The organism is Streptomyces aurantiacus JA 4570 (genome assembly GCF_000414115.1).
Lineage (GTDB): Bacteria > Actinomycetota > Actinomycetes > Streptomycetales > Streptomycetaceae > Streptomyces > Streptomyces aurantiacus_A.
In genome coordinates this window covers 15,721-38,418 of sequence record NZ_AOPZ01000456.1, presented here as the reverse complement: position 1 = coordinate 38,418, position 22,698 = coordinate 15,721, and the positions used below count along the sequence as shown (strand labels likewise).

General features: G+C 68.7%; 22 protein-coding genes and 1 pseudogene. 8 read left to right on the top strand and 15 right to left on the bottom strand.

Annotated features, from left to right (window positions below):
• The 7 genes from STRAU_RS34470 to STRAU_RS34440 form a co-directional block, all read right to left on the bottom strand.
• Positions 1-1,571, bottom strand: a 1,571-nt coding sequence (locus STRAU_RS34470) for a DoxX family protein (protein WP_037663830.1), incomplete at its 3' end; no start/stop codon positions are given.
• Positions 1,572-1,695: 124 nt separating this feature from the next.
• Positions 1,696-2,640: a 23S rRNA (guanosine(2251)-2'-O)-methyltransferase RlmB gene (gene rlmB / locus STRAU_RS34465; protein WP_037663822.1), complete on the bottom strand. Its 945-nt coding sequence runs from the start codon at positions 2,638-2,640 to the stop codon at positions 1,696-1,698.
• A gap of 122 nt (positions 2,641-2,762) precedes the next feature.
• The gene (cysS, locus tag STRAU_RS34460) at positions 2,763-4,166 is read right to left on the bottom strand and encodes a cysteine--tRNA ligase (RefSeq protein WP_037663820.1); all 1,404 of its coding nucleotides are present in this window, start codon (positions 4,164-4,166) and stop codon (positions 2,763-2,765) included.
• 94 nt (positions 4,167-4,260) lie between these two features.
• The gene (locus STRAU_RS34455; RefSeq protein WP_016645046.1) at positions 4,261-4,665 is read right to left on the bottom strand and encodes a PPOX class F420-dependent oxidoreductase; all 405 of its coding nucleotides are present in this window, start codon (positions 4,663-4,665) and stop codon (positions 4,261-4,263) included.
• A 176-nt stretch (positions 4,666-4,841) separates the two neighbouring features.
• On the bottom strand, positions 4,842-5,387 hold the full coding sequence (ispF, locus tag STRAU_RS34450) for a 2-C-methyl-D-erythritol 2,4-cyclodiphosphate synthase (RefSeq protein WP_016645045.1): 546 nt from the start codon (positions 5,385-5,387) through the stop codon (positions 4,842-4,844).
• Complete coding sequence (gene ispD, locus STRAU_RS34445; RefSeq protein WP_037663818.1) at positions 5,377-6,144, bottom strand: 2-C-methyl-D-erythritol 4-phosphate cytidylyltransferase; 768 nt, start codon at positions 6,142-6,144, stop codon at positions 5,377-5,379. Before ispD ends, ispF begins: the two co-directional genes overlap by 11 nt.
• A 296-nt stretch (positions 6,145-6,440) precedes the next feature.
• Complete coding sequence (locus STRAU_RS34440) at positions 6,441-6,923, bottom strand: CarD family transcriptional regulator (RefSeq protein ID WP_003953493.1); 483 nt, start codon at positions 6,921-6,923, stop codon at positions 6,441-6,443.
• A gap of 719 nt (positions 6,924-7,642) precedes the next feature.
• Here STRAU_RS34440 and STRAU_RS34435 point away from each other — a divergent pair.
• Positions 7,643-8,410 carry a copper chaperone PCu(A)C domain-containing protein gene (locus tag STRAU_RS34435; RefSeq protein ID WP_016645043.1) on the top strand — a complete coding sequence of 256 codons (768 nt, stop codon included), beginning with the start codon at positions 7,643-7,645 and terminating at the stop codon, positions 8,408-8,410.
• Between the two features lie 79 nt (positions 8,411-8,489).
• On the opposite strand, the gene phoP is transcribed toward STRAU_RS34435, so the two are convergent.
• Together phoP and phoR are read right to left on the bottom strand one after the other, a co-directional pair.
• Entirely contained in the window at positions 8,490-9,170 is a 681-nt protein-coding gene (gene phoP, locus STRAU_RS34430) for a two-component system response regulator PhoP (RefSeq protein ID WP_030362171.1), read from the bottom strand.
• A complete protein-coding gene (gene phoR, locus STRAU_RS34425) occupies positions 9,167-10,483 on the bottom strand; it encodes a two-component system sensor histidine kinase PhoR (protein ID WP_016645041.1) in 1,317 nt (438 codons plus the stop codon). Before phoR ends, phoP begins: the two co-directional genes overlap by 4 nt.
• Before the next feature lie 349 nt (positions 10,484-10,832).
• Between phoR and phoU the strand changes: the two genes are divergently transcribed.
• Positions 10,833-11,513 (top strand): phosphate signaling complex protein PhoU, encoded by a 681-nt coding sequence (gene phoU, locus STRAU_RS34420; RefSeq protein ID WP_016645040.1) that lies wholly within the window; start codon positions 10,833-10,835, stop codon positions 11,511-11,513.
• Between the two features lie 356 nt (positions 11,514-11,869).
• Here phoU and STRAU_RS34415 read toward each other — a convergent pair whose 3' ends face one another.
• Together STRAU_RS34415 and STRAU_RS34410 are read right to left on the bottom strand one after the other, a co-directional pair.
• Positions 11,870-12,268, bottom strand: coding sequence for a hypothetical protein (locus tag STRAU_RS34415; protein ID WP_037663816.1), 399 nt, complete (start codon positions 12,266-12,268; stop codon positions 11,870-11,872).
• Positions 12,269-12,646: 378 nt separating this feature from the next.
• Positions 12,647-14,248 (bottom strand): restriction endonuclease, encoded by a 1,602-nt coding sequence (locus STRAU_RS34410; RefSeq protein ID WP_106968143.1) that lies wholly within the window; start codon positions 14,246-14,248, stop codon positions 12,647-12,649.
• 331 nt (positions 14,249-14,579) lie between these two features.
• Here STRAU_RS34410 and STRAU_RS40990 point away from each other — a divergent pair, with 331 nt between their 5' ends.
• On the top strand, positions 14,580-16,391 hold the full coding sequence (locus STRAU_RS40990; protein ID WP_016645037.1) for an AAA family ATPase: 1,812 nt from the start codon (positions 14,580-14,582) through the stop codon (positions 16,389-16,391).
• 296 nt (positions 16,392-16,687) lie between these two features.
• Here the strand turns inward: STRAU_RS40990 and STRAU_RS34400 are convergent, their stop codons facing one another.
• From STRAU_RS34400 to STRAU_RS34390, 3 genes are read right to left on the bottom strand one after another with little or no spacing between them, the layout of a single operon-like run.
• Positions 16,688-17,071 carry a hypothetical protein gene (locus STRAU_RS34400; RefSeq protein WP_016645036.1) on the bottom strand — a complete coding sequence of 128 codons (384 nt, stop codon included), beginning with the start codon at positions 17,069-17,071 and terminating at the stop codon, positions 16,688-16,690.
• Positions 17,065-17,499: an ATP-binding protein gene (locus STRAU_RS34395; RefSeq protein WP_016645035.1), complete on the bottom strand. Its 435-nt coding sequence runs from the start codon at positions 17,497-17,499 to the stop codon at positions 17,065-17,067. The genes STRAU_RS34400 and STRAU_RS34395 overlap by 7 nt, the downstream gene beginning before the upstream one ends.
• A 46-nt stretch (positions 17,500-17,545) precedes the next feature.
• A complete protein-coding gene (locus tag STRAU_RS34390; RefSeq protein ID WP_016645034.1) occupies positions 17,546-17,962 on the bottom strand; it encodes an NUDIX hydrolase in 417 nt (138 codons plus the stop codon).
• A 119-nt stretch (positions 17,963-18,081) separates the two neighbouring features.
• Here STRAU_RS34390 and STRAU_RS34385 point away from each other — a divergent pair, with 119 nt between their 5' ends.
• The 3 genes and pseudogenes from STRAU_RS34385 (at position 18,082) to STRAU_RS34375 (ending at position 20,041) form a co-directional block, all read left to right on the top strand.
• Positions 18,082-18,870 (top strand): GntR family transcriptional regulator, encoded by a 789-nt coding sequence (locus tag STRAU_RS34385; RefSeq protein ID WP_016645033.1) that lies wholly within the window; start codon positions 18,082-18,084, stop codon positions 18,868-18,870.
• Between the two features lie 81 nt (positions 18,871-18,951).
• Positions 18,952-19,438, top strand: a pseudogene (locus tag STRAU_RS34380) (tyrosine-type recombinase/integrase); the annotation flags it as partial.
• 423 nt (positions 19,439-19,861) lie between these two features.
• A complete protein-coding gene (locus STRAU_RS34375) occupies positions 19,862-20,041 on the top strand; it encodes a hypothetical protein (protein ID WP_016645030.1) in 180 nt (59 codons plus the stop codon).
• A gap of 80 nt (positions 20,042-20,121) precedes the next feature.
• On the opposite strand, the gene STRAU_RS34370 is transcribed toward STRAU_RS34375, so the two are convergent.
• Positions 20,122-20,883, bottom strand: coding sequence for a phosphoglyceromutase (locus tag STRAU_RS34370; RefSeq protein ID WP_016645029.1), 762 nt, complete (start codon positions 20,881-20,883; stop codon positions 20,122-20,124).
• 210 nt (positions 20,884-21,093) lie between these two features.
• On the opposite strand from STRAU_RS34370, the gene STRAU_RS34365 reads away from it, so the two are divergent.
• Positions 21,094-22,401: an MDR family MFS transporter gene (locus STRAU_RS34365; RefSeq protein WP_016645028.1), complete on the top strand. Its 1,308-nt coding sequence runs from the start codon at positions 21,094-21,096 to the stop codon at positions 22,399-22,401.
• Between the two features lie 7 nt (positions 22,402-22,408).
• Positions 22,409-22,657, top strand: a complete 249-nt coding sequence (locus tag STRAU_RS34360) for a hypothetical protein (RefSeq protein WP_016645027.1) — start codon at positions 22,409-22,411, stop codon at positions 22,655-22,657.
• The last annotated feature ends 41 nt before the right edge of the window (positions 22,658-22,698 follow it).

The window sequence follows — 22,698 nt, the reverse complement described above, 5'->3', positions numbered from 1 at the left end:
TGCTGGGAGGCGGGCGCCTGGCCGCCGGTGCCCTGGGTGGCAGTCGGCCGGCCCTGGCTCGCGCCGCCGCCACCGGTCTCGCGTGCCGCGCCCGGGGTGCCCTCGCCGCCCCGCGTGGGGCTGGCCGAACTCCCCTGGGTGGGCGCGCCGCCGGTGGACGCCGACGGGCTCTGCCGGTCGCGGCGCAGCTCGCGCTCGCCGTCGGAGTTCTCCGGCAGCGGCGAACCGGGCAGGTTGTTGCGCGGCGACTCGCCGGGTCCCGGCACGGTGACGCGGTCCGCGTCCCGCACGGCGCCGCCGAGCACCGAGCCGATGAGCAGCGTGAGGCCGACGACGACGGTCCCGATGAGCGCGCCGCGGCGCAGCACCCGGCGCCGCAGCTCCCACAGTTCGGCGCGCGGCCCGAGCGTGCGCCATGCCTCGCCCGCGAGCCGGCCGTCGATCGAGTAGACCGGCGCGCCCGCGATGATCAGCGGGGACCAGGCGGCCAGATAGATGATGTCCGGCGCGTCGTAGGCCGGGACGGTCTTCCAGCTCACCGTCACCAGGAGCGCCGCCGAGAGCAGTACGCCGACGGACGCGGCGAGGCGCTGCCAGAGGCCGAGCACGGTCAGCACGCCGACGATGACCTGGAGGAAGGCGATGACCAGTCCCGCGCCCACCGGGTGCTGGAGCGCCCAGTCGCGCAGCGGTTCGGCGAGCGCCCACGGGTGCAGCGAGTTCAGCCACTTGACCATGGAGCCGCGCTCGCCGCCGTCGAAGTAGACGGGGTCGCACAGCTTGCCCATGCCGGCGTAGATGGAGATGAAGCCGAGGAAGACGCGCAGCGGGAGCAGCACGACGCCGAGGTTCATACGGCGGCCGGGGAAGTAGGCGTGCCGGTGCCCGGCGCCGCCGCGGCGGCCGGTGGCCTCGTCGCCGTCGTCGCCGTACTCGTCCGCGTCGTCGTACTCGTCCGCGTCGCCGTCGCCGTACGCCGCCGCGGCGGTGGCGGCCGCGTGGTGCTCGTCGTCGGCGCTGCCGGGCAGGCGCATCTGCGGGAGCAGCCGGGCGCCGTCGCCGGGGTCGCGGGGCGGGGTGAAGGCCGCGGTCTCGGCGGGGTCGCGGGGCGGGACGAACGCGGCGGTCTCGGCGGGGGCGACGCGCGGGATGGTCTGGGTGGAGCCGCCGTCGTCGAAGGGGTCGCGGCCGCCGAGCACGGCGTGCGCGTCGCCGTCCCGGCCCGCCCCTTCGGCCGATCGGCGCACACCGCCGGCCCGCGCGGCCTGCAGCAGTTCGCCCGCGTCGAGGTCGCCCGGCGCGGACTTGCCGCTCCACACGACGGGCGCGCGCCTGCGGGCCGGGGCGGCACCGACTGCGGGGATGCGCACGGTGTCGTCCCCGGTGCTCAAGTGGGGTGCGATACGCGGCGATTGGGTCCGCCCGGCGGTGGGGAGCTGCACGCGGAAACTCGCGTGATTGACGATGACCTGCGCCGGGTCGCAGGGCACCTTCACCATGCTCAGCGCGGGAGTGTCGTCGAACCCTGACGAGCGTCCCCCCGTGGGTGTGCGGGGTGTTCTGGTGTCCACACTCATCTAACCGAGTGATGTGTGGTTTGGACACTGCCTTGACCCACGACAAATGTCCGGACCCCGTCAAGCACCCGTTACCGGGCAGGGCCCGGCCCGGTCAACCCCGGCCCGGGCCGCGCCGTCACTTCCGGCGCCGCGCCGCCTCGTACAGCACCACGCCCGCCGCGACACCGGCGTTCAGCGACTCCGCGCCGCCCGGCATCGGAATGCGCACCCGGAAGTCGCAGGTCTCGCCGACGAGCCGGGACAGGCCCTTGCCCTCGCTGCCCACGACGATGACGACCGGGCCCCCCAGGGCCTCCAGGTCGCCGACCTCGTGCTCACCGTCGGCGGCGAGGCCGACGATCGCGAGGCCCGCCTTCTTGTACGCCTCCAGGGCGCGGGTGAGGTTGGTGGCGCGCGCGACCGGCGTGCGCGCCGCCGTGCCCGCCGACGTCTTCCAGGCGCTGGCCGTCATCCCCGCGGCCCGGCGCTCGGGCACCAGGACGCCGTGCCCGGCGAAGGCGGAGACGGAGCGGACGACGGCGCCGAGGTTGCGCGGGTCGGTGACGCCGTCCAGGGCGACGATGAGCGGGTCCTCGCCCTGGTCGTAGGCGGCCGCGGCCAGGTCCTCGGGGTGCGCGTACTCGTACGGCGGCACCTGGAGCACGAGGCCCTGGTGGTTGAGGCCGTTCGTCATCCGGTCCAGCTCGGCGCGCGGCGCCTCCATCAGGTGGATGTCACCGCGCTCGGCGGCGAGCTGGAGCGCCTCGCGGACGCGCTCGTCGTTGTCGATGAACTGCTGGACGTACAGCGTCGTCGCGGGCACGCCACCGCGCAGCGCCTCGTAGACGGGGTTGCGGCCGACGACCATCTCGGACGGCGACTTGCCGCCGCGGCCGCGCGGGGCCTGCCGTCCGCCGGCGGCGCGGCGGGACTTGGCCTGGGCGGCGCGCTGCTTGACGTGCCCCTTGCGCATCTCGGCGGGCGGCGTGGGCCCCTTGCCCTCCAGGGCCCGGCGCCGCTTTCCGCCGCTGCCGACCTGCGCGCCCTTCTTGCCGGACATGCGGCGGTTGTTAGCGGCCATGACCTACCTGTCTGTGTGAAGCGTGGCGTACCCGCGCCGTTCGCGCGCGTACGCATCTGAAGTCGTCGTATATGCAGTGTGCCGCCCGAGTCCCCGGGCGGCACATCAGCATGCGGTCCGCGCTAGCGCGGGCCGAGCGTCCAGCGGGGCCCGGTCGGGCTGTCCTCGATGACGAGGCCCGACTGGCCGAGCTGGTCGCGGATGGCGTCGGCGGTGGCCCAGTCCTTGCGGCCGCGGGCGGCCTCGCGCTGGTCCAGGACGAGGCGCACGAGGGTGTCGACCACGCCGTGCAGGTCTTCGCCGCTGTCGCCGTCGCCGCCCGCCCAGTGCGCGTCGAGCGGGTCGAGGCCGAGGACGCCGAGCATGGCCCGCACCTCGGCGAGGCGGGCGATCGCGGCTTCCTTGTCGTCGGCGGCGAGCGCGGAGTTGCCCTGCCGGACCGTGGTGTGCACGATCGCGAGCGCCTGCGGGACGCCCAGGTCGTCGTCCATCGCCTCGGCGAACGCGGGCGGCACCTCGGCGGCGGGCTCGACCACGCCTCCGGCCTTCTCCACCACGCGCTGCACGAAGCCCTCGATGCGCGCGAACGCGGACTCGGCCTCGCGCAGGGCCTCCTCGCTGTACTCGATCATCGAGCGGTAGTGCGGGGTGCCCAGGTAGTAGCGCAGGACGATGGGGCGCCAGTGCTTGACCATCTCGGAGACGAGCACCGAGTTGCCGAGCGACTTCGACATCTTCTCGCCGCTCATGGTGACCCAGCCGTTGTGCACCCAGTACCGCGCGAAGGTGTCGCCGAACGCCTTGGCCTGGGCGATCTCGTTCTCGTGGTGCGGGAAGATCAGGTCGATGCCGCCGCCGTGGATGTCGAACTCCGCGCCCAGGTACTTGTGCGCCATGGCCGAGCACTCCAGGTGCCAGCCGGGGCGGCCGCGGCCCCAGGGGCTCTCCCAGTCGGGCTCGCCCGGCTTGGTCGCCTTCCACATGGCGAAGTCGCGCGGGTCGCGCTTGCCGGTGATGCCCTCCTCGGCGGGCTGGCGCAGCTCGTCCAGGTCCTGGTTGGACAGCTCCAGGTATCCGGGGAAGGAGCGCACGTCGAAGTAGACGCTGCCGTCGGCCTCGTACGCGTGCCCGCGCTCGATGAGCTCGCGCATCATCTCGACCATCTCGGTGACGTGGCCGGTGGCGCGCGGCTCGTAGGTGGGCGGCAGGCAGCCGAGGACGTCGTAACCGCTGTTGAAGGCGCGCTCGTTCTCGTACCCGATGGACCACCAGGGGCGGCCCTGGTCCGCCGACTTCTTGATGATCTTGTCGTCGATGTCCGTGACGTTGCGGATGAACGTCACGTCATAGCCGCGGTAGCTGAACCAGCGGCGCATGATGTCGAAGTTGAGGCCCGAGCGGATGTGTCCGATGTGCGGGGCGGCCTGCACCGTGGCGCCGCACAGGTAGATCGAGACACAGCCTTCGACGAGGGGGCTGAAGTCTCGGATCTGCCGGGCGCTGGTGTCGTACAGGCGAATCGTCACCACTCCAGGGTAGTGGCCCTGGGGCAGTGCCCCGCGCCCCTGGGGCGACAGGGCACACAACTGTGATGAACGGGAGCCCCGCGCGGACCGGCTCTCAGAGCCTGCCGACGACCTTGCGGGGCGTGACGCGGACGACTACGCGCGGGGCGTCCTCGGCCGCCCTCGGGTTGAACTCCGCGTACTTCAGTCCGGTGTACTTCAGCGCCAGTTCGTCGATGAGTTCCTGGCCGCCCTCGGTGGTCATGGTGACGGTGCCGCGGATCTCGGCGTACGTGTAGGGCTCGTCGAAGGGCTGCAGGAGCACCGTCACGCGTGGGTCGCGGCGCAGGTTCTTCTCCTTCTGCCGGTCCAGCGTGGTGGAGAAGATGACGTCGTCGCCGTCGCGCTTCGCCCAGACCGGTGACAGCTGGGGGCTGCCGTCGGGCTGGACGGTGGCGACGATGATGAAGACGGGGGTGTCCAGGAGTGCCTTGAGCTTGTCGGAGAGAGCGGCGGTCACGGTGTCTCCTTGGGAGGGGTGCCGGGATTGGGCGTTATATACGCGTACCCGATCCTCCAGCACCAAGCCTGGACCGTGCGGGATCTCCACGCGCCTCCTGGAGCCAAGGGGTGCACGGAGGCGCGTGTAGCGCGTGCGGCGCGAAACGGCTGGGTGGCGCGTGCGGCGCGAAACGGCTAGGCGGCGTGCGGGGCGCGCACCACCAGCGCCGTCGCCACGGCCGCGAGCCCGTCGCCCCGGCCGGGGAAGCCGAGCCCGTCGGTGGTCGCCCCGGACACGGTGACCGGGGCGCCGGCCGCCTCGGAGAGCACCTTCTGGGCCTCGTCGCGCCGCTTGCCGATCTTGGGCCGGGGGCCGACGACCTGCACGGCCACGTTCCCGATGACGAACCCGGCGTCCCGCACGATCCGCGCGGCCTCGGTGAGCAGCGCGAGCCCGGAGGCGCCCGCCCACTCGGGCCGCCCGGTGCCGAAGTGGGCGCCGAGGTCGCCGAGTCCGGCGGCGGAGAACAGCGCGTTGCACGCCGCGTGCGCGACGACGTCCGCGTCGGAGTGCCCGGCGAGTCCGGGGCCCTCCCCTTCCCACTTCAGGCCGGCGCACCACAGCTCGCGGCCCTCTTCGAAGGCGTGGATGTCGGTGCCGATGCCGACCTGGGGCAGCGGGTACGGGGGCTGGGCCGGGGGCGGCGACGGCTCGGCGGGCGGCGTCTGCTCAGAAGCCATCGTTCGCCCTCCTGCGCGCGAGCACGGCCTCGGCCAGGACGAGGTCGAGCGGCCGGGTCACCTTGAACGCCTCCTCGTGGCCGGGCACAAGGACGACCGGCTCGCGGAGCCGCTCCACGAGTCCCGCGCAGTCCGTGGCGCCCTCGCCGACGACGCTCGCCTCGTGCGCGCGCAGCAGCGTCGCGCGGTCGAAGCCCTGCGGGGTCTGGACGGCGCGCAGCCGGGCGCGCTCGGGCGTGGCGACGACGGGCTCGGGCTCGCCGGGCGCCGCGGGCCCGACTTCCTTGACGGTGTCGGCGACCGGCAGCGCGGGGACCACGGCGGGCGCCCCGTCGCGGACGGCCTCGATGACGCCGTCGACGGTGTCCACGGGGACCAGGGGGCGGGCCGCGTCGTGCACGAGCACGATGTCGATGCCGGCGGGCAGGGCGTCCAGGCCGAGCTTCACGGATTCCTGGCGGGTCGCGCCGCCGGGCACGACGAGGAAGTCGGTGCGCTCGGGCAGGGCGTGGTCGGCGAGCAGGGTCTTGACCTCGGCGGCGCCGTCGGCGGGTGCCACGACCACGACGAGCGAGACGGCGCGGGACGCGGCCATGGCGCGCACGGCGTGGATGAGCATCGGCGTGCCGTTCAGCGCGCGCAGCGCCTTGGGGGCGCCCGGGCCGAGCCGCACACCCCGTCCGGCGGCGGGGATCACGGCTGCGGTGCGGGGGCGGGGGGCCGGGGGCCCGTCCGCCGCAGAAGATGCGTCAGACATCGGTTCCGTTCAGGTTTGTGTGCTCGGCCGACATGGGTATGGCCACAGCGTGCCGGGCGCGACGCCTTGACCGGAACCCTTCCGTGACATCCGGTCGAGCCTGCTGCCCGAGCCCGGCACGCCAACGTACCGGGGGATCTTTCCGCAGGCGCGAACCGGTGATGAAGACCGGGATACGAACATGCCGCAGTGCCCGGCAACACCATTCAGGAGTCGGCGGGCACCGCGGCAGTATTCATCGTCCCGGGACGCACGCCACAGGTGGCGCTGCGCTGCGTCGGTCAGGACTGCGTGGGTCAGGACGCGAGGACCTCGTCAAGCAGGGCCTCGGCCTTGTCCTCGTTCGTGTTCTCCGCGAGGGCCAGCTCGCTCACCAGGATCTGGCGGGCCTTGGCGAGCATGCGCTTCTCACCGGCGGACAGTCCGCGCTCGCGCTCCCGACGCCACAGGTCACGGACGACTTCCGCGACCTTGATGACATCGCCGGAGGCGAGCTTCTCAAGATTTGCCTTGTAACGACGCGACCAGTTCGTGGGCTCTTCGGCATACGGCGCGCGCAGTACTTCGAAGACCCGGTCAAGGCCGTCCTGACCGACCACATCACGCACACCGACGAACTCCGCATTGTCCGCTGGCACACGCACCGTCAAGTCGCCCTGGGCGACCTTCAGCACCAAGTAGGTCTTGTCCACGCCTTTGATCTGGCGAGTTTCGATGGCCTCGATCAGCGCGGCCCCGTGATGGGGATAGACCACGGTGTCGCCAACCTTGAACGTCATGTGACAGGTACCCCTTCCGTGGCTATCCAGGGTAACACGGAAACGGCGGGTTCTGAATGGCGTTTTCGCAGGTCAGGGCATATCTCGGGGCTTGACAACAGCAACAGGAACGTGCTGCGCGAGGGCCGCGGAAGGGGGTATTCGCAGGTGGGAGCCACTGTTCGGCGGGGGTGAAACGCCCCCGTTACGCACCCCGCGAGGGCGCCTCAGGAGGACGAACGTCCCGGTTTGCCGGGTTCCCGTAGGTGAACTTCCGCTACTCCGTTCGGTGACTGGTGCCACGTACGGGGTTCGGCGACCGGGCCGCGTACGCGACGACTCGGCGAATCCGGAATTGATCAAGAAGCACGGGCGCCCGGCCCATCGGAAGCGTGCTCCGATCCGGTCTCCGTTACACGCGCCGTTACCCGCGGCGAAACGTTCACTGATCAATTTCGGCCGCCGCCCCGCATTTCCCCGTGGAAAATCACCCGGCAGTCGTCGACGACGGTTTTGGGAATGGGGAACGCGCCACCGGCATCAAGCCAATGGGACGGCCGTGGCACGTGCGCCCGGGGAGGTTCGCGGGCCACCGGGGCGGGTCGGGTGCCCACAGGGGCGGGTCGGGTGCGGTGGCGCGGGAACGGCTCGGTAACCTAAGCGCGCTGACACACCCTTAGGGCGGTCAAACGGCCGCCCGCCCATCCGTTACCGCCCACGTTCTAGGAGTTGCCGCCGCCGTGAGCCGCAGCCTTCGACGCGGCGCCATCGCCGCCACCGCCCTCGCGTTCTCGCTCGCCACGCTCACCGCCTGCGGTGCCGGAAACAACGCCCAGACGATCGAGATCAAGCCGGACAACGCGGCGACCGCCGTCGGCGACCTCAAGATCCAGAACGCCATGATCATCACGCAGCCCGACCGCGAGTCGACCGGCCCCGCCGTGGTCGCCGCGACGGTCTTCAACAACGGCGACACCGCCCAGACCCTCGACTCGATCAAGGTCGACGGCACCGGCAAGAAGGCCGCGCTGAGCCCCGCCAAGGGCGAGAAGAAGGGCAAGGGCGGCGGTCTGACGATCCCGGCCGGCGGCTCCCTCACCATCGGCGGCAAGGACAACGCCTCGGCGGTCCTGCCGAGCAGCCGCGAGGCCGTCCAGGACGGCAACGCGCAGCCCGTCACCTTCGCGTTCAGCAAGACCGGCGACGTGAAGCTGAAGACCTTCGTGGTCCCGGCCGAGAGCTACTTCGAGAAGTGGGGCCCGAGCGAGCTCCCGAAGGCCCCGGACGCCAAGCCGTCGGGCAAGCCCTCGGGCACCCCGTCCGGCAAGCCCTCGGGCAAGCCGTCGGGAACCCCCTCCGGCACGCCGGCCGACGGCGCGGAGGGTGCTCAGGGCACGGACGGGGCCGAGGGCTCCGAGGGTGCTCAGGGCGCGGGCGTCACGCCGCCCGCCGGTGGGACCACTCCCGAGGGCGGCCAGGCCGCCTCGCAGGGCGGCACCGCGCACTGACGCTTCGTACGGAGCACGAAAGGGCGGGAACCTCTCGGGTTCCCGCCCTTTGCGTTGCGCACGCGCGCGTAGGTGCTGTTTACGGCTCGAACTTGTAGCCGAGGCCGCGGACCGTCACCAGGTAGCGCGGGGCCCCCGGGTCCGGCTCGATCTTGGCGCGCAGGCGCTTGACGTGGACGTCCAGGGTCTTGGTGTCGCCCACGTAGTCGGCGCCCCAGACGCGGTCGATGAGCTGCATGCGGGTGAGTACGCGGCCCGCGTTGCGCAGCAGCATCTCCAGGAGGTCGAACTCCTTCAGGGGCAGGTCGACCTTGGAGCCGGAGACGGTGACGACGTGGCGGTCGACGTCCATGCGGACCGGCCCTGCCTCCAGGGCCTGCGGGGCGACCTCCTCCGGCTCGCCCCGGCGGCGCAGCACCGCGCGGATGCGGGCGACCAGCTCGCGGGACGAGAAGGGCTTGGTCACATAGTCATCGGCTCCTATTTCCAGGCCGACGACCTTGTCGATCTCGCTGTCCTTGGCGGTGACCATGATCACCGGCACGTTCGAACGGCTGCGGAGCTGGCGGCAGACCTCCGTGCCGGGCAGGCCCGGCAGCATCAGGTCGAGCAGGACGAGGTCGGCGCCATTGCGCTCGAATTCGTCGAGACCGTCCGGGCCGGTGGCCGCGATGGCGACCTCGAAGCCCTCCTTGCGGAGCATGTACGACAGGGCGTCGCTGAAGGATTCCTCGTCCTCGACGACGAGCACTCGGGTCACGGAAGGACCTCCGGGGCGGCAGGAATGGGTTCGTATGCGGTTGTGTCGTCGGGCCTTGCGCCCTGGTGCGCGCCGTTCGCGGCCGGGCCGGTCCCGGCGCCGCGGTCGCGGTTCGCGGCCGCCTCGGGCAGCCGCAGGGTGAAGGTGGAGCCCTGTCCCTCCGAGCTCCACACGGTGACCTCCCCGCCGTGCGAGGCGGCCACGTGCTTGACGATGGCAAGGCCGAGGCCGGTGCCGCCGGTGGCCCGGGAGCGGGCCGGGTCGACGCGGTAGAAGCGCTCGAAGATGCGTTCCTTGTCCTTGTCGGAAATGCCGATGCCCTGGTCGGTGACCGCGACCTCGATGAGGTCCCCGCCCGGTGCGCTGACCCGGCGAGCGGCTATTCCGACCCGGGTACGGGCCGGTGAGTAGTTGACGGCGTTCTCGACGAGATTGCCGAGCGCCGCGGCGAGCTGACCCCGGTTGCCCCAGACCCGGAGGTCGGCGGTGCCGCCCTCGCGCCGCCCACCGCCGCCCTGGACGAGCCCTTCGGGCGCCGCCATGTTCGTGGCCATGGTGATCTGCTTCGTGCCCGCCTGGTGCCGGCAGCGGTCGATGGCCTCGCCCACCAGCTCGTCGACGCGGACCGGCTCGGCGTCCTCCAGGGGGTCGTCGTTCTGCACCCGGGAGAGGTCGATCAGCTCCTGCACGAGGTTGGTCAGGCGGGTCGCCTCGTTCTGCATCCGGCCCGCGAAGCGTTCGACGGCCTCCGGGTCGTCGGCGGCGTCCATGACGGCTTCGGAGAGCAGGGAGAGCGCCCCGACCGGCGTCTTGAGCTCATGGCTGACGTTCGCCACGAAGTCGCGGCGCACGGCCTCGATGCGGCGGGCCTCCGTCAGGTCCTCGACGAGCAGCAGGACGAGCCGGGAGCCGAGCGGCGCCACCCGCGCGGACACCGCGAGCGCGTCGCCGCGGCCGGTGCCCCGGCGCGGCAGGTCCAGCTCGACCTGGCGTATCTCGCCGTCGCGCCGGGTGTCCCTGGCCATCTGCAGCATCGGCTCGACGGCGAGCTTGCCACCGCGCACCAGTCCGAGGGCGTACGCCGCGGAGCTCGCCTTGACCACGCTGTCCGCCTCGTCCAGGACGACGGCGGAGGAGCGCAGCACGGACAGCACCGTGTCGACGCCGGGGGGCAGGACCGGGTCCGTGTGCAGGGATGTCCTCGTGGGCCTCTTCTGGTCGCGCTCGCTCCAGCGAAACGCCAGCATGGCGATCACGCCGGTGCACACCCCGGCGATCGCTGCCGCTGCGGCGACCGCCGCGTTCACGTCCATGCCTCCAGGTTATGCGCGTTCGGAGCACCGCCCACAGCCATCCGGGTGGCCACTCGAACACTCGTCGCCCAGAGTTCACCGTGGGGACGGCAGTGGTTCATTTCGGCGGGACGGCCCGGTGGACCCGGAAATTCCGGTGTCGGGCCCGCCTTCCGGGTGCGGGTCGGGGGTCGCCTCGTGGGACCCCTCGTGCAGTGTGGCGCATCGGGCGCCGGAGGGGGCTCTGTCGCCCATAGTTCACCTTGACGACAGGGACGATTCATTTGAGATGACTTAAACGGACGCGTCGGCCCCACACCGTGGGAGCGTAGGGGTGACCCCCTGTGACGTACGAGAGAGGGACAGCCACATGCGTGACGCGTACCACGAGGAACTTGACTCGATCGGCGAGGGCCTGGTCGAGATGGCCCGCCTTGTCGGGTCGGCTATCGGGCGCGCCACCACGGCCATGCTCGACGCCGACCTCAAGCTGGCCGAGAGCGTGATCGCCGCCGACCAGAAGGTCGACGATCTCCAGCACGAGCTGGAGGCACGAGCGATAGCCCTGCTGGCGCGGCAGCAGCCGGTCGCGACGGATCTGCGGATCGTCGTCACCTCGCTGCGGATGAGCGCCGACCTGGAGCGCTCCGGCGACCTGGCCCAGCACGTGGCCAAGCTGGCCCGGCTGCGTTTCCCGGACTCGGCGGTGCCGCGCGACCTGCACGCGACGATCCTGGAGATGGGGCAGCTCGCGCAGCGCCTGATGGCGAAGGCGGCGGAGGTCATCATCACCAAGGACGTCGACCTGGCGCTCCAGCTGGAGCAGGACGACGACGAGATGGACCTGCTGCACCGCACGCTGTTCCAGCACCTGATGGACGACCGCTGGAAGCACGGCATCGAGACGGCCGTGGACGTGACGCTCCTCGGCCGCTACTACGAGCGCTTCGCGGACCACGCGGTGTCCGTCGCCAAGCGGGTCGTGTACCTGGTGACGGGTGAGCACGCGGACGAGATCCAGCCGGGGACGGCGCCGGTCGAGGGCGCGTAACGCCTGCCTGCGGGGTGTCGGGGGCGGGGCGCGTGCGGCCTGCCCGCGGCGGGGTGCCGGGGTGGGCGCCGAGGCGTGCGCGCCCACCCCTCCCTGCTCCGGGCGTCAGCCGCAACCGCCGCCGCACTGGCACGGGCCGCCGGACTGGCAGCCACAGCTACAGCCGGGACCGCACTGACAGTCACCGGCACATATCTCGGGCTTGGGGGACTCGGCCATGTGTCTCCTCCTCGAAGGCGTACCGCTGAGACGTACTGCCTGCCCCCACATTGCATGCCCGGGACGCCGGGGCGCGTCAACGGCGCACATGTGCGCGGGACGTCGCCCGGCCCGGCTTCATGCGGTGCGCCCGGGACTCAGGTGGCGCTGGTGAACGTCCCGCACGTGGACCACTTGCTGTGGCTGCTGGTCGGGTCGCCCTTGACGAGGGAGACGATGATCTTGACCTTCCGCCTCTCCGGGAGGTCCAGGTCCCACGTGAAGCTCTTGCCCGCGCCCCGGGTGACGTGGAAGGTGTCCCAGAACCCGGGCCTGCCGCCGGCGTTCTCGAGGTTGACGAACACGGTGCGACCGTCGGCCTTACGGTCCTTGACGTAGAGGAAGTCACCCTTCGACGTGTACTTCGCGTATCCGCCGGCGCATCCCTTCGAACCGCTCGCCTGCGCCGCCGGGGCGGCCGCGAGGCTGCCCGCGAGGACGGCGGTGACCATGGCCGGAATGACGGCGGCGGCACGCCGCTTGAATACTGCCTTCACTTCTGTTCCCTCCGTGAATCCATACATCCGGTCACGTCGACGACGGCCGGACCGTTGATCACTTTAGGCAACCAACATGGTGATCACGTGGGCGTGTTGGGATGGAACGGTGCTGCCCGCGCCGCCACGCGGGCGCCCCACGAGACGCCGACGAGCCCCCCGCCCGCGGAAGGTCGCGGGCGGGGGCTCGGTCACGGTGGGTTACGTCTTCTTGCCTTGAGTCTTGTCGAGGGTCTTGGGGAGCTGGGTTCTTGCTGATCAGGGCGGTGGACGTACGCGCCCGAGAGGTCGTCATTGGTCACTGTCGGCTGTTGCCGAGCGGCCTCGGACGACCCAAGGACGGCCCAGCAGCCCACCCCTAAAAGGACAGGCGTCCCCTCATCGCGAGGGACGCCTCTTCGGGGGAACCGGACCAGGAATCACATCCTTGCCAAGGTGTTCCTTGATCAAGTACTTGAGCTCCGGTCCTTCGATGAGCTGCAGCCGACCATGCTGGCGGGCAAAGTCATGGCTAGCCCTGCCGAACCACGACGTGGTGATGAGGACCCCCTTGGCGGCGCGCTTGTGCTCGACCACTCCCGCGAGCGCTTGGACGGACTCGACGCCCACCAGCCTGGTGTAGCGCTTGGCTTGGATGATGCACTCACCGTTGAAGACAGGGTCCTTGCTGATCGCAATCGCGTCAACGCCCTCGTCCTTTGATGCCTGAGTGTTCCATGCCTCCATCCCGATCGCCTCGAACAGTTGGCGGATCAGGTGCTCGAACTCGCTGGGTGTCAGCTTCACCAACACGGGCCTGCTGTCCAGATCGGCCACCACGTCCATGCTGTCCATCAAGCGGTACTTCGACAGATCGAACTCGATGATGGGCCGGATCGGTTCGAGGTCGTACGGATTGGGAGACACCAGTGCGTTGAGCCCCTTGAGACAGTGCACAGGATCGACCTGGCTCAGTCGGAGCTTCCCGAACTGCTCTCTGCTGGTACTGAGCGTCACCAGGCAAGGCGATACCTCTTGGCCAGTGGCGCGGTCGATGGTCTTCACATGGCCGTTCAAGATGACACCATTGATGATCCGGTCCGGATCACCCATCAAGATCTCGTGGACTGTCCTCAGAGCGACTTGCGCCAGGACGGAGGCATAGATCTCCTTCCGCTCCTTCTCTGGCCGAGGCAGCACGGTCGTCTCATCTCGGCTCTTCACATACCGATAGCCCCGTGCAGCCGGAACGATCCCCTCCGGGGGCAGGTGAACCTCAACAAGTACGTCACCGGTAGCAGGACGGAAGGCGATTCGATGCTCGTGCGGGAAGCCCAGAGGGTACCTCGACGCATCCAGCACCGCGCCTAGGTGCGCCTCCACTGCCGCGGGCTCCCCCGCTCTGTACGATTCGCGTTCCTCATCCAACTGCCGGTTGAAGGCCCCAATTTCCGCAAGGGCACGCTCTTCGGCTTGGCGGTACTCGGTCTGCTTCCTCTCCAGCGTTGCCAGCCGCTCGTCCTCGGCTCGCCTATGGCGTTCTTGCGCATCGCCGAAGCGCACACGGGCCTCAGCGACTTCAGCCTCGTAACGCTTCCTGCCAAGGCCCAGAACGGCAGCCAGGCCGCCGGGCTCAGACGGGGCGAACTCCTCCCAGCGCGGGGAGGGTTCCGGACGAGACCACGGACGCTCATCCCACCCTCTGGGCTTGTGCGTCCGTCGCCGGCCTTCGAAGGTCGTTGGCGGATCACCGACCAAAGCGTCACGGAGCAACTGCCCAAGTTGCTCGACCTCGTGCTCGACCCCGATCGTGCGCACCTGCGCCTGCTCGGCCTGCTGCTCCTGATACGCGGCCTTCCGCTCACGCTCCTGCCGCTTACTGGCCGTCTCGGCTGCCTTCCGCTCCCGCTCCACCTGACGTGCCTGCTGATCCTGGGCCCGACGTAAGGCTTGCTGTTGCCGCTGGTACTCATTGCCTCGGCCGCTACCACGCTGCGCCACCTGCTAGTCCTCCCTTGGCTTGGCTTCCCCAGAGCGACATTCCCCTCTCACCTCGCGGAATCACGCACCAGAGACACACCCCATCCGGGCTTCGAGCACGAGGCGCGGCGACGAGCCTGCTCGTCTTGGGACCAAGCCCGTGCAGTCCGCGTCTCGTTGATGGTGCCGCACCGAGAAGCAACGGCGAGTGCCAGTGCATGGTCGCGCCCCATGCCTCAACACGCACGGTCCGCCTGATCGGCTCATGCGATGCAGGTAGCTAGCCCCCTTGATGCAGGGCATGCACCAGTAGCAGCTACACCTCTTCGTACTCCACGCAGATACAGCAACCATGGGGACAACCCCGGTTTGGCCGCTTATGCTCGCATACATAGAAACAGTGACAAGAGCGGTGGAGCAGCAAAAATTGATCAAGAGGGTGCAATTCACTCGATTCAAGCAATTCAATCAGGCAGCTTTCGACTTCCGGCCATCGAACGTAACCTTCCTGGGGGGTGGAAATAATTCCGGGAAGTCTTCCATACTGCACGGACTGGCAGTATGGGAGTTCTGCAAAATCGCTTCGCTGATGGAGCGAGGGGAGGATGCCTTCCTCGCCGTGGCCGAAGGCCGACAGGGGTTCGGACTGGGAGACGACGAATTTTCACCCATCAACCTCCCTTCCTTGAAGCACCTGTGGACTAATCTAAAGACAGCGAAAGGCGACACAGACCCTGACGGTTACACACTGAAGATTCGATGCGAGTGGGACGATTCAGCCAAAGAGAAGCATCTGGAATTCGCTTTGTCACTCGCAAACGACCGGCTCTTCATCAAGCCGGTTTCCAGCAATCTCCAAGCTGGCGATCACGTACCCACAGCTGCCCTACTGCCACCATTTGCAGGAATTTCTGCGCGTGAAGCTCGTATTGTTGGCGCCCTTCGACGTCGCAGGATTGGCGAAGGTCTGGCTGGGGCCGTTCTTCGAAATCTACTACTCGACATGTACCAGGCTAACCTTCGTGAGCGTGAACGCCTTCGGGGAGGAAGGTCCAAAATCGCCGACAGCGACCTGCGACGGCTTCGCGAGACGGATCCGTGGGAGCTACTCCAGGATGCACTCCGGAAGACGTTCTCCGCTGAATTGATAATCGGCGACTTCCGCGAGGAGTACCACTCCTACATCAACGTGCAAGTTGCTAAGGGGGATGTCGACGGGTACAAGCTCACTCGCTGGCCAAAGTACAACCCCAAGGATCTAATGGTGGAGGGGAGCGGATTCCTGCAATGGCTGAGCGTCTTCACTCTTGCCACAGCAGACGATGTTGACGTTCTGCTCTTGGACGAACCTGATGCCCACCTTCACCCAACTCTGCAAGCGCAGATGGTGGAACAATTGGAAGTTTTGGCATCAAAGAAGAACAAACAGGTTCTGCTCGCTACGCACTCAAGCGAGATCCTCAAGACCGTCGATCACCAGAAAATCTTCCAGGTCAGAAAAAATGGAGCAGGGTACCTCCAAGAAGACCATCAGAAGGTGGGGCTTCTTGCAGGAATCGGCTCAGATTATGCACCAAAACTTGACCGCGTGCGCCGAAGCAGAAGGATCTTTTTCACTGAGGGCCCATCCGACCTTTCCGTTCTTGAGAACTTTGCGCAAGTGCTCAGCATTGGATGGCACGCCGATTGGGTTCCGTGGCAGTCGACAGCCTCGCACAAAGATAGGAGTCACATATTCAGGGCGATCGGGGACGAAGTGCCAGGCTTGACTGCCTACAGTCTGAGAGACCGAGATGATGAGACCCTCGGGACTGTCGGACCCAACCTTGAAGACAAAGGGTTCACGCCCCCAGGTAACTTCATGGCCCGGAAGTGGCGTAGGCGGTACATTGAAGGGTACTTGGTATACCCGCGCGCCCTTGCCGAAGCGGCAGGCATGCCAGAGGACGATGTAGTGGATATGCTTCGCGATGACTTCGGCATCGCAATCGGTGATAGTTTCCGCCTAACGACCGCACCATCAGCAATTTTGGATCTCCGCGCCAAAGAGATCCTAAAAAAGCTCAATGTTTCTGCCGCATCGGTAGCATCTTGCTTCCATGCAGATGAGGTATGCGACGACATTGTGACTGTACTGAAGGAGCTGGATTCTCAGGCAAAGTAAAGGATCCAGGTAGGTGGAGCAGCTTTGGGCTGGAGCCGCTTTGGCGCGAGTGATCATGGCCCCGTATCCGGAGCGTCGGGCAGTCTGTGGGCCTGCCCGCTAAAGCACGACGTTGGGGCCATGATCTTCGAGGCTCGCCCCCAAAGTGGCTGCCTAAAGCCGTGGAGCCGACCGCCCCAGCCACGACGTACCCCTTCCCTGACTTCAGGCAGCTGGTCGCCTAGTGCGCGGCCGAGGGCCGGGTCGCGCGCGGGGAGCGGAGCGAGCCGCCTTGAACCAGTAGAGAAAGTTGTGACTCAGTCGGGCTCGTGGGGCTTGAAGTCGTGCGTGCACGGAGGAAGTTCAGGTGCATCGTCGCGGTCCCCGAGTGGCAGGAAGAGCACCGGGTGCACCGTCCACGTGATGCGCGTGCTGGCGTACGTCACCGACGCCGTGCAGGGCTCCGAGCGGAGGAGGGCCCGCCGCGTGTCGATGCGGACCTCGTAGAGCCAAGCCCAAGTTTCCGGCGCCGCTGGGTTCAGCTCCGCTGTGATGGCTCGCAGGGCCGTGGGGAGCCAGCCGTCCGCCTGGGTCGCGGAGTAGGCGCCGAAGGATGTCGTCACCGTCGGCCTGCCCGGAGCCGTGAGGTCCTCCGCCCAGCACTCGCACCAGAAGCCGCGGGCTAGGTCGCCGCTCAGCATGGGTGGCCCCCTGGCCCCGGTCGTGGCGAAGTGAAGAGCTCCGCTGTCACCGTGTGCGCCCCGTCGCTGTTCCGCACCACCACCCGGTGGGCCAGCGCGCTGACCATGCCCAGGCCTCTGCCGTGCACCGCCTCCTCGTCGGGGCGCTCGACCTTCGGGGCCCCGTCCATGCCTCCGCCGTCCGTGACCGACAGGGCGATGACCTGGGACGACACCGCGAGAGCCAGGTGGAAGCTGCCCGCGGGCCGGCCGCTGGCCGTGTGCAGGATCGCGTTCGCGCTCAGCTCGCTCGCGATGAGTTCGGCGTCTTCCGCCAGGGGTGAGGCGCCGAGGATGTCGCGGGTCCAGCGGCGGGCTCGGCTGACCTCTTCGGGCAGACCTGGGCAAGTGAGTCCCCAGGCCCGAGTGGTGCTCGTATACTCGTGCATACAAGTTCCTTTGTGCTGCTAGGCCGCCATGTGCAGCGGGTTCGGGCTAGACGAGTTTCACGCCGTCGTGGGCGCGGATGGCCGGTGGAGCCGCCGTATTGAGGGAGTCGAGCGCGTCCAGGACGCGGATCGCGTACGCCTCGTCGGCGAGTTGGGTGACCTCTTCGCGGGTGGCCCAGCGCAGGGCGCGGGTCTCCTCGCCGGTGGTGGGCGTGCCGTCGGCGGCCTCGCACCGGAAGACCAGGGAGACGATCAAGCCCGTCATGTTCTTGTAGACGCCGGTCAGGGTCGCGGGAAGTGCGATCTTGACGCCGGTTTCTTCGAGGACCTCGCGCTGGAGTGCTTCAGGGATGGTTTCCTCGCGTTCCAGGACGCCGCCCGGTGGCTCCCACTGGCCGTTGTCGCGGCGCTGGATCAGCAGGGCCCGCCCCTGGCCGTCGACTATGACTCCGGCGACGCTCACGGAATGGGGGCGGTCAGTGCTCACGTTCATCGGCCCTCTCGCTGGCCCCTGGGCTGGCTAGGCTGCCACCGTAGCAACGGCACTCACCCACTCGTCTAGATATCTAAAGGAGTACTGACGTGGCCTCACTCCCGACCGGGCGCCTCGGCGAGGTCGATCCCACGAGCGATCGTGCGGTCTTCCGGCAGATCGCCGACCAGCTGCGCGAGGCCATCGAACGCGGACGGTTCAGCGAGGGCGAGAAGCTGCCCTCGGAGGCCGAGCTGGTCGAGCACTACGGGGTGTCCCGGATGACGGTCCGCAACTCCTTCTCCATCCTCCAGGGGGAAGGGCTCGTGCACGCCGAGCACGGCAAGGGCGTCTTCGTACGTCCCCGGCCTCCCGTACGGCGCCTGGCCTCCGACCGTTTCGCCCGCCGCCACCGCGAACAGGGCAAGTCCGCATTCCTCGTGGAAGCCGACGCGGCCGGCAGCCACCCCCAGGTGGACGGCCTGGAGGTGAAGGAGGAGAAGACCAGTCAGGACATCTCCACCCGGCTCGGTTCGGCGCGTAAGGTGCTCGCCCGTCGGCGGCGCTACCTCCTGGACGGACGACCCGTCGAGTTCGCGACCTCGTATCTCCCGCTCGACATCGCACGCGGTACGCAGATCGCCGAACCCAACCCCGGCCCCGGCGGCATCTACGCCCGCCTCGAAGAACTCGGCCACCGCCTCGACCACTTCGACGAAGAGATCCGCGCCCGCATGCCCTCGCCCGCCGAGGTCAAGACGCTGCGGCTCGCGCCCGGCGTGCCCGTGATCCACCTGATCCGGACCGCGTACGACACGGAAGGGCGGGCCGTGGAGGTCTGCGACACCGTGATGGCTGCGGACGCATACGTCCTATCCTACCAACTCCCCGCGAACTGACGGGCGATGGGGCGCGAGGGCCGTTTCCCTATCCCGTACATCCCATCAGGCGTATAGACGAGTGGGCAAGTTAGGTGCAGCAAGCTCCGGGACGTGCCTCTGCCGGGGCCGGTCGCCGATGCCCTGCGGGCGCACATGAAGCAAGTTCCCGCCGGTGGAGATCACCTTGCCGTGGAAGGTGGCGGACGGACCTCCGGTGACCAAGCGGCTCGTCTTCACCGGGCCGCGTGGCGGGCACGTGTGGCGGACGACGCTCAACAACAACTTTTGAAAGCCCGCTCTTGCTGCCGCTGGGGTGATCCCGGTCCCTGAGCGGGCCAACCGTACGCCGAGTCCCGGGCGAACGGCATGCACACCCTCCGCCACTTCTACGCCTCGGTGCTCCTTGAGGCTGGGAAGAACATCAAGGCCCTCGCTGAGTACCTCGGTCACTCAGCCCCGGGCCCGACTCTTCGCGTGTGTACGCACACCTGATGCCCCCAGTCGAGAACGCACACGAAAGGCAATCGCTCACGCATACGAAAGGGTCGAACTTAGGGCCGGCTGGAGCTTGCGACTCAGAAATTAGGCATGCATTCTGGGCTTTGGACCCAGAGACTAGGCATTCGCTTGGCCTTCTGGGCTTGAAATGTGGGCACTCGCTTGGCTTTCTCCCTAGGGAGGGAGAGTGCCGGCTGGCGCGCCAGCAGGAAATGCATTGAGCCCGCAGCCGTCGCTCTGAGTAACTGAAGTGAGTACGTTTCTGCTGTTCAGCGACTGGGACGTCTCGTTCGGCTGGTGCAACGCCTACCGTTGAGGTGTCGCATTCTTCGACTTTTCTACTGTGAAAGTCGAAGGTCATCTTCTCCGCTAGCTGCGCGTTTGTCTGCGAAGCCGAGCTGTGCGAAAGTCTCACCGCATGCGAATGCCGCCCCATGCCCGGGGCGGCATTCGTTTCCATTTCCGCATCCGGAAACCGCTTGATCAATAACCCGATACGGACGGAGGCCATATGGTCCCACGCACAGGCGTCACCGTCGACATCTGCCCCCGCGACCTGCCGATCGCGCTCATCGCTGCAGCGGGCGGTGCGCTCGCCCTCTGGGCGGAGGCTCCGGTCGAGATCGCGATTCCCGTGGCGCTGCTGATCGTGCTCGACATCAGGGTCCGCTCATGGCGTCGTAGCACCTGACGGCCCAGCGACGGCCCCAGCGCAGCAACAAGGCCCCCACCAGCGGAGAAACCACAGGTGGGGGCCTTGAACGTGTGGGCCTACTTCTTCTTGCCCTGGTTCTTGACCGCCTCGATCGCCGCCTTCGCGGCGTCCGGGTCGAGGTAGGTGCCGCCCGGGTTCAGGGGCTTGAAGTCGGCGTCCAGTTCGTAGGAGAGCGGGATGCCGGTGGGGATGTTCAGGCCCGCGATGTCGGCGTCGGAGATGCCGTCGAGGTGCTTGACGAGGGCGCGGAGGCTGTTGCCGTGGGCGGCGACGAGGACCGTGCGGCCGGCCAGGAGGTCCGGGACGATGCCGTCGTACCAGTACGGGAGCATGCGGACGACGACGTCCTTCAGGCACTCCGTGCGGGGGCGCAGCTCCGGCGGGATGGAGGCGTAGCGCGGGTCCGCGGACTGGGAGAACTCGGTGCCGTCCTCGAGGGCGGGCGGCGGGGTGTCGTAGGAGCGGCGCCACAGCATGAACTGCTCCTCGCCGAACTCGGCGAGGGTCTGCGCCTTGTCCTTGCCCTGCAGGGCGCCGTAGTGGCGCTCGTTCAGGCGCCAGCTGCGGTGGACCGGGATCCAGTGGCGGTCAGCCGATTCGAGGGAGAGCTGCGCGGTGCGGATGGCGCGCTTCTGGAGCGACGTGTGGACCACGTCGGGGAGCAGGCCGGCGTCCTTGAGCAGCTCACCGCCGCGGACCGCCTCCTTCTCGCCCTTCTCGTTCAGGTTGACGTCCACCCAGCCGGTGAACAGGTTCTTCGCGTTCCATTCGCTCTCGCCGTGGCGGAGGAGGATCAGCTTGTACGGTGCGTCGGCCATGCCTCTGAGCGTAATGGAACGCCCGTAGGGGTCGCGCCCCGGAGCGGGGGCGGTCCGTCCCGGCCGCCGGCGGCGGCCGGTGTCGGGCCCGATTGACGGTCGGTGTCAAATGAGTGGCGTGCGGGATCCTGCCGTACGTAAGTTGTGATCGTCGCCATAGACACTTACATGCCGGTCGTCTGCCCGGCCGCACCGCCTCGGGGGAACCGTATGCCGCTCACCGCCGCCAGACGTGCCGTCAAGGAGTCGGTGTCCGGGCTTCCCCCGGCGTTCTGGTGGCTGTGGACCAGCACGCTGGTGAACCGGCTCGGCGCGTTCGTGGCCACGTTCATGGCGCTCTACCTCACCTTGGACCGGGGGTACTCGGCCACGTACGCCGGTCTCGTCGCCGCCCTGCACGGGCTCGGCGGCGTCGTCTCCTCGCTCGGCGCGGGCGTGATGACCGACCGGCTCGGGCGGCGGCCCACGCTGCTCGTCGCGCAGGCGTCCACGGCGGGGTCGGTGGCGCTGCTCGGGTTCATGACCCATCCCGTGGCCATCGCGGGCGTCGCGTTCCTGGTCGGCATGGCGAGCAACGCGTCCCGGCCCGCCGTGCAGGCGATGATGGCGGACATCGTGCGCCCCGAGGACCGGGTACGCGCCTTCTCGCTCAACTTCTGGGCCATCAACCTCGGTTTCGCCATCTCCTCCGCGGCCGCCGGCTTCATCGCCTCGTACAGCTATCTCGCGGGCTTCCTCATCGAGGCCGCCATGACGCTGGCGTGCGCCGTGGTCGTGTACGTGAAGCTGCCGGAGTCGAAGCCCGCGCAGTCGGCCGAGGAGGCGGCGGGCGGGCCGGAGGCGGGGCTCGGCACGGTGCTGCGGGACGGGCGCTTCATGGGCGTCGTCGGCCTGTCCTTCCTGGTCGCGCTGGTCTTCCAGCAGGCGTACGTGGGCCTGCCGGTCGCGATGGGCGAGGCCGGTTTCACGCCGAGCGACTACGGCGTGGCGATCGCCTGCAACGGCGTCATGATCGTGCTCCTTCAGATACCGGTGACACGGTTCATCGAACACCGGGACCCGCAGCGCCTGTTGGTGATCTCCTCGCTCGTGGCGGGGTACGGCTTCGGGCTCACCGCGTTCGCCGGTTCGGTCGGCCTGATCGCCCTGACGGTGTGTCTGTGGACGCTCGCCGAGATCGTCAACGCCCCCACCCAGACGAGCCTGGTGGTGCGGCTGTCGCCGACCCACGCGCGCGGGCGCTATCAGGGCATGTACGCCATGTCGTGGGCGGTCGCGGCGCTCGCGGCGCCGCTGATCTCCGGCTCGGTCATCGACCGCCTGGGGGCGGAGTGGCTGTGGGGCTTCTGCGCGGTGGTGGGTACGACGGCGGCGCTCGGGTATTGGGGTCTGATGCGGGGGCTGCCGACGGCGTCCGCGCACCACCCGAAGGAGTCGGGTGCGGCGCCGGAGAGCCCGGACCGCCGCCGCTACCGTGAGATCAGCGCAGGGCCCACCCAGGGACCTCAGGGAGAGTGACCCGACCATGGCCGAACCACTGAAGACCTTCATCGGCGGCGAGGAGGTCGATGTCCCCAACACCATCCCGGACATCCGCGCCGCCCTGCCCGAGGACCGGCGCGCGGAGTTCGACCGGGCCATCAACGAGGCCGGGGTCGACGAGATCCACAGCGTGATGCGGCACTGGATGCTCCAGGCCGTGCCGGACCCCGAGGCCGAGGCCCTGCTCGACCGCCTGGCCGCCGACGAGGCCGAGAGGCGGAGCATCGCGTGAGCCGTCACCGGAGCCGGAGCTATCGCATCACGTACGCGCCG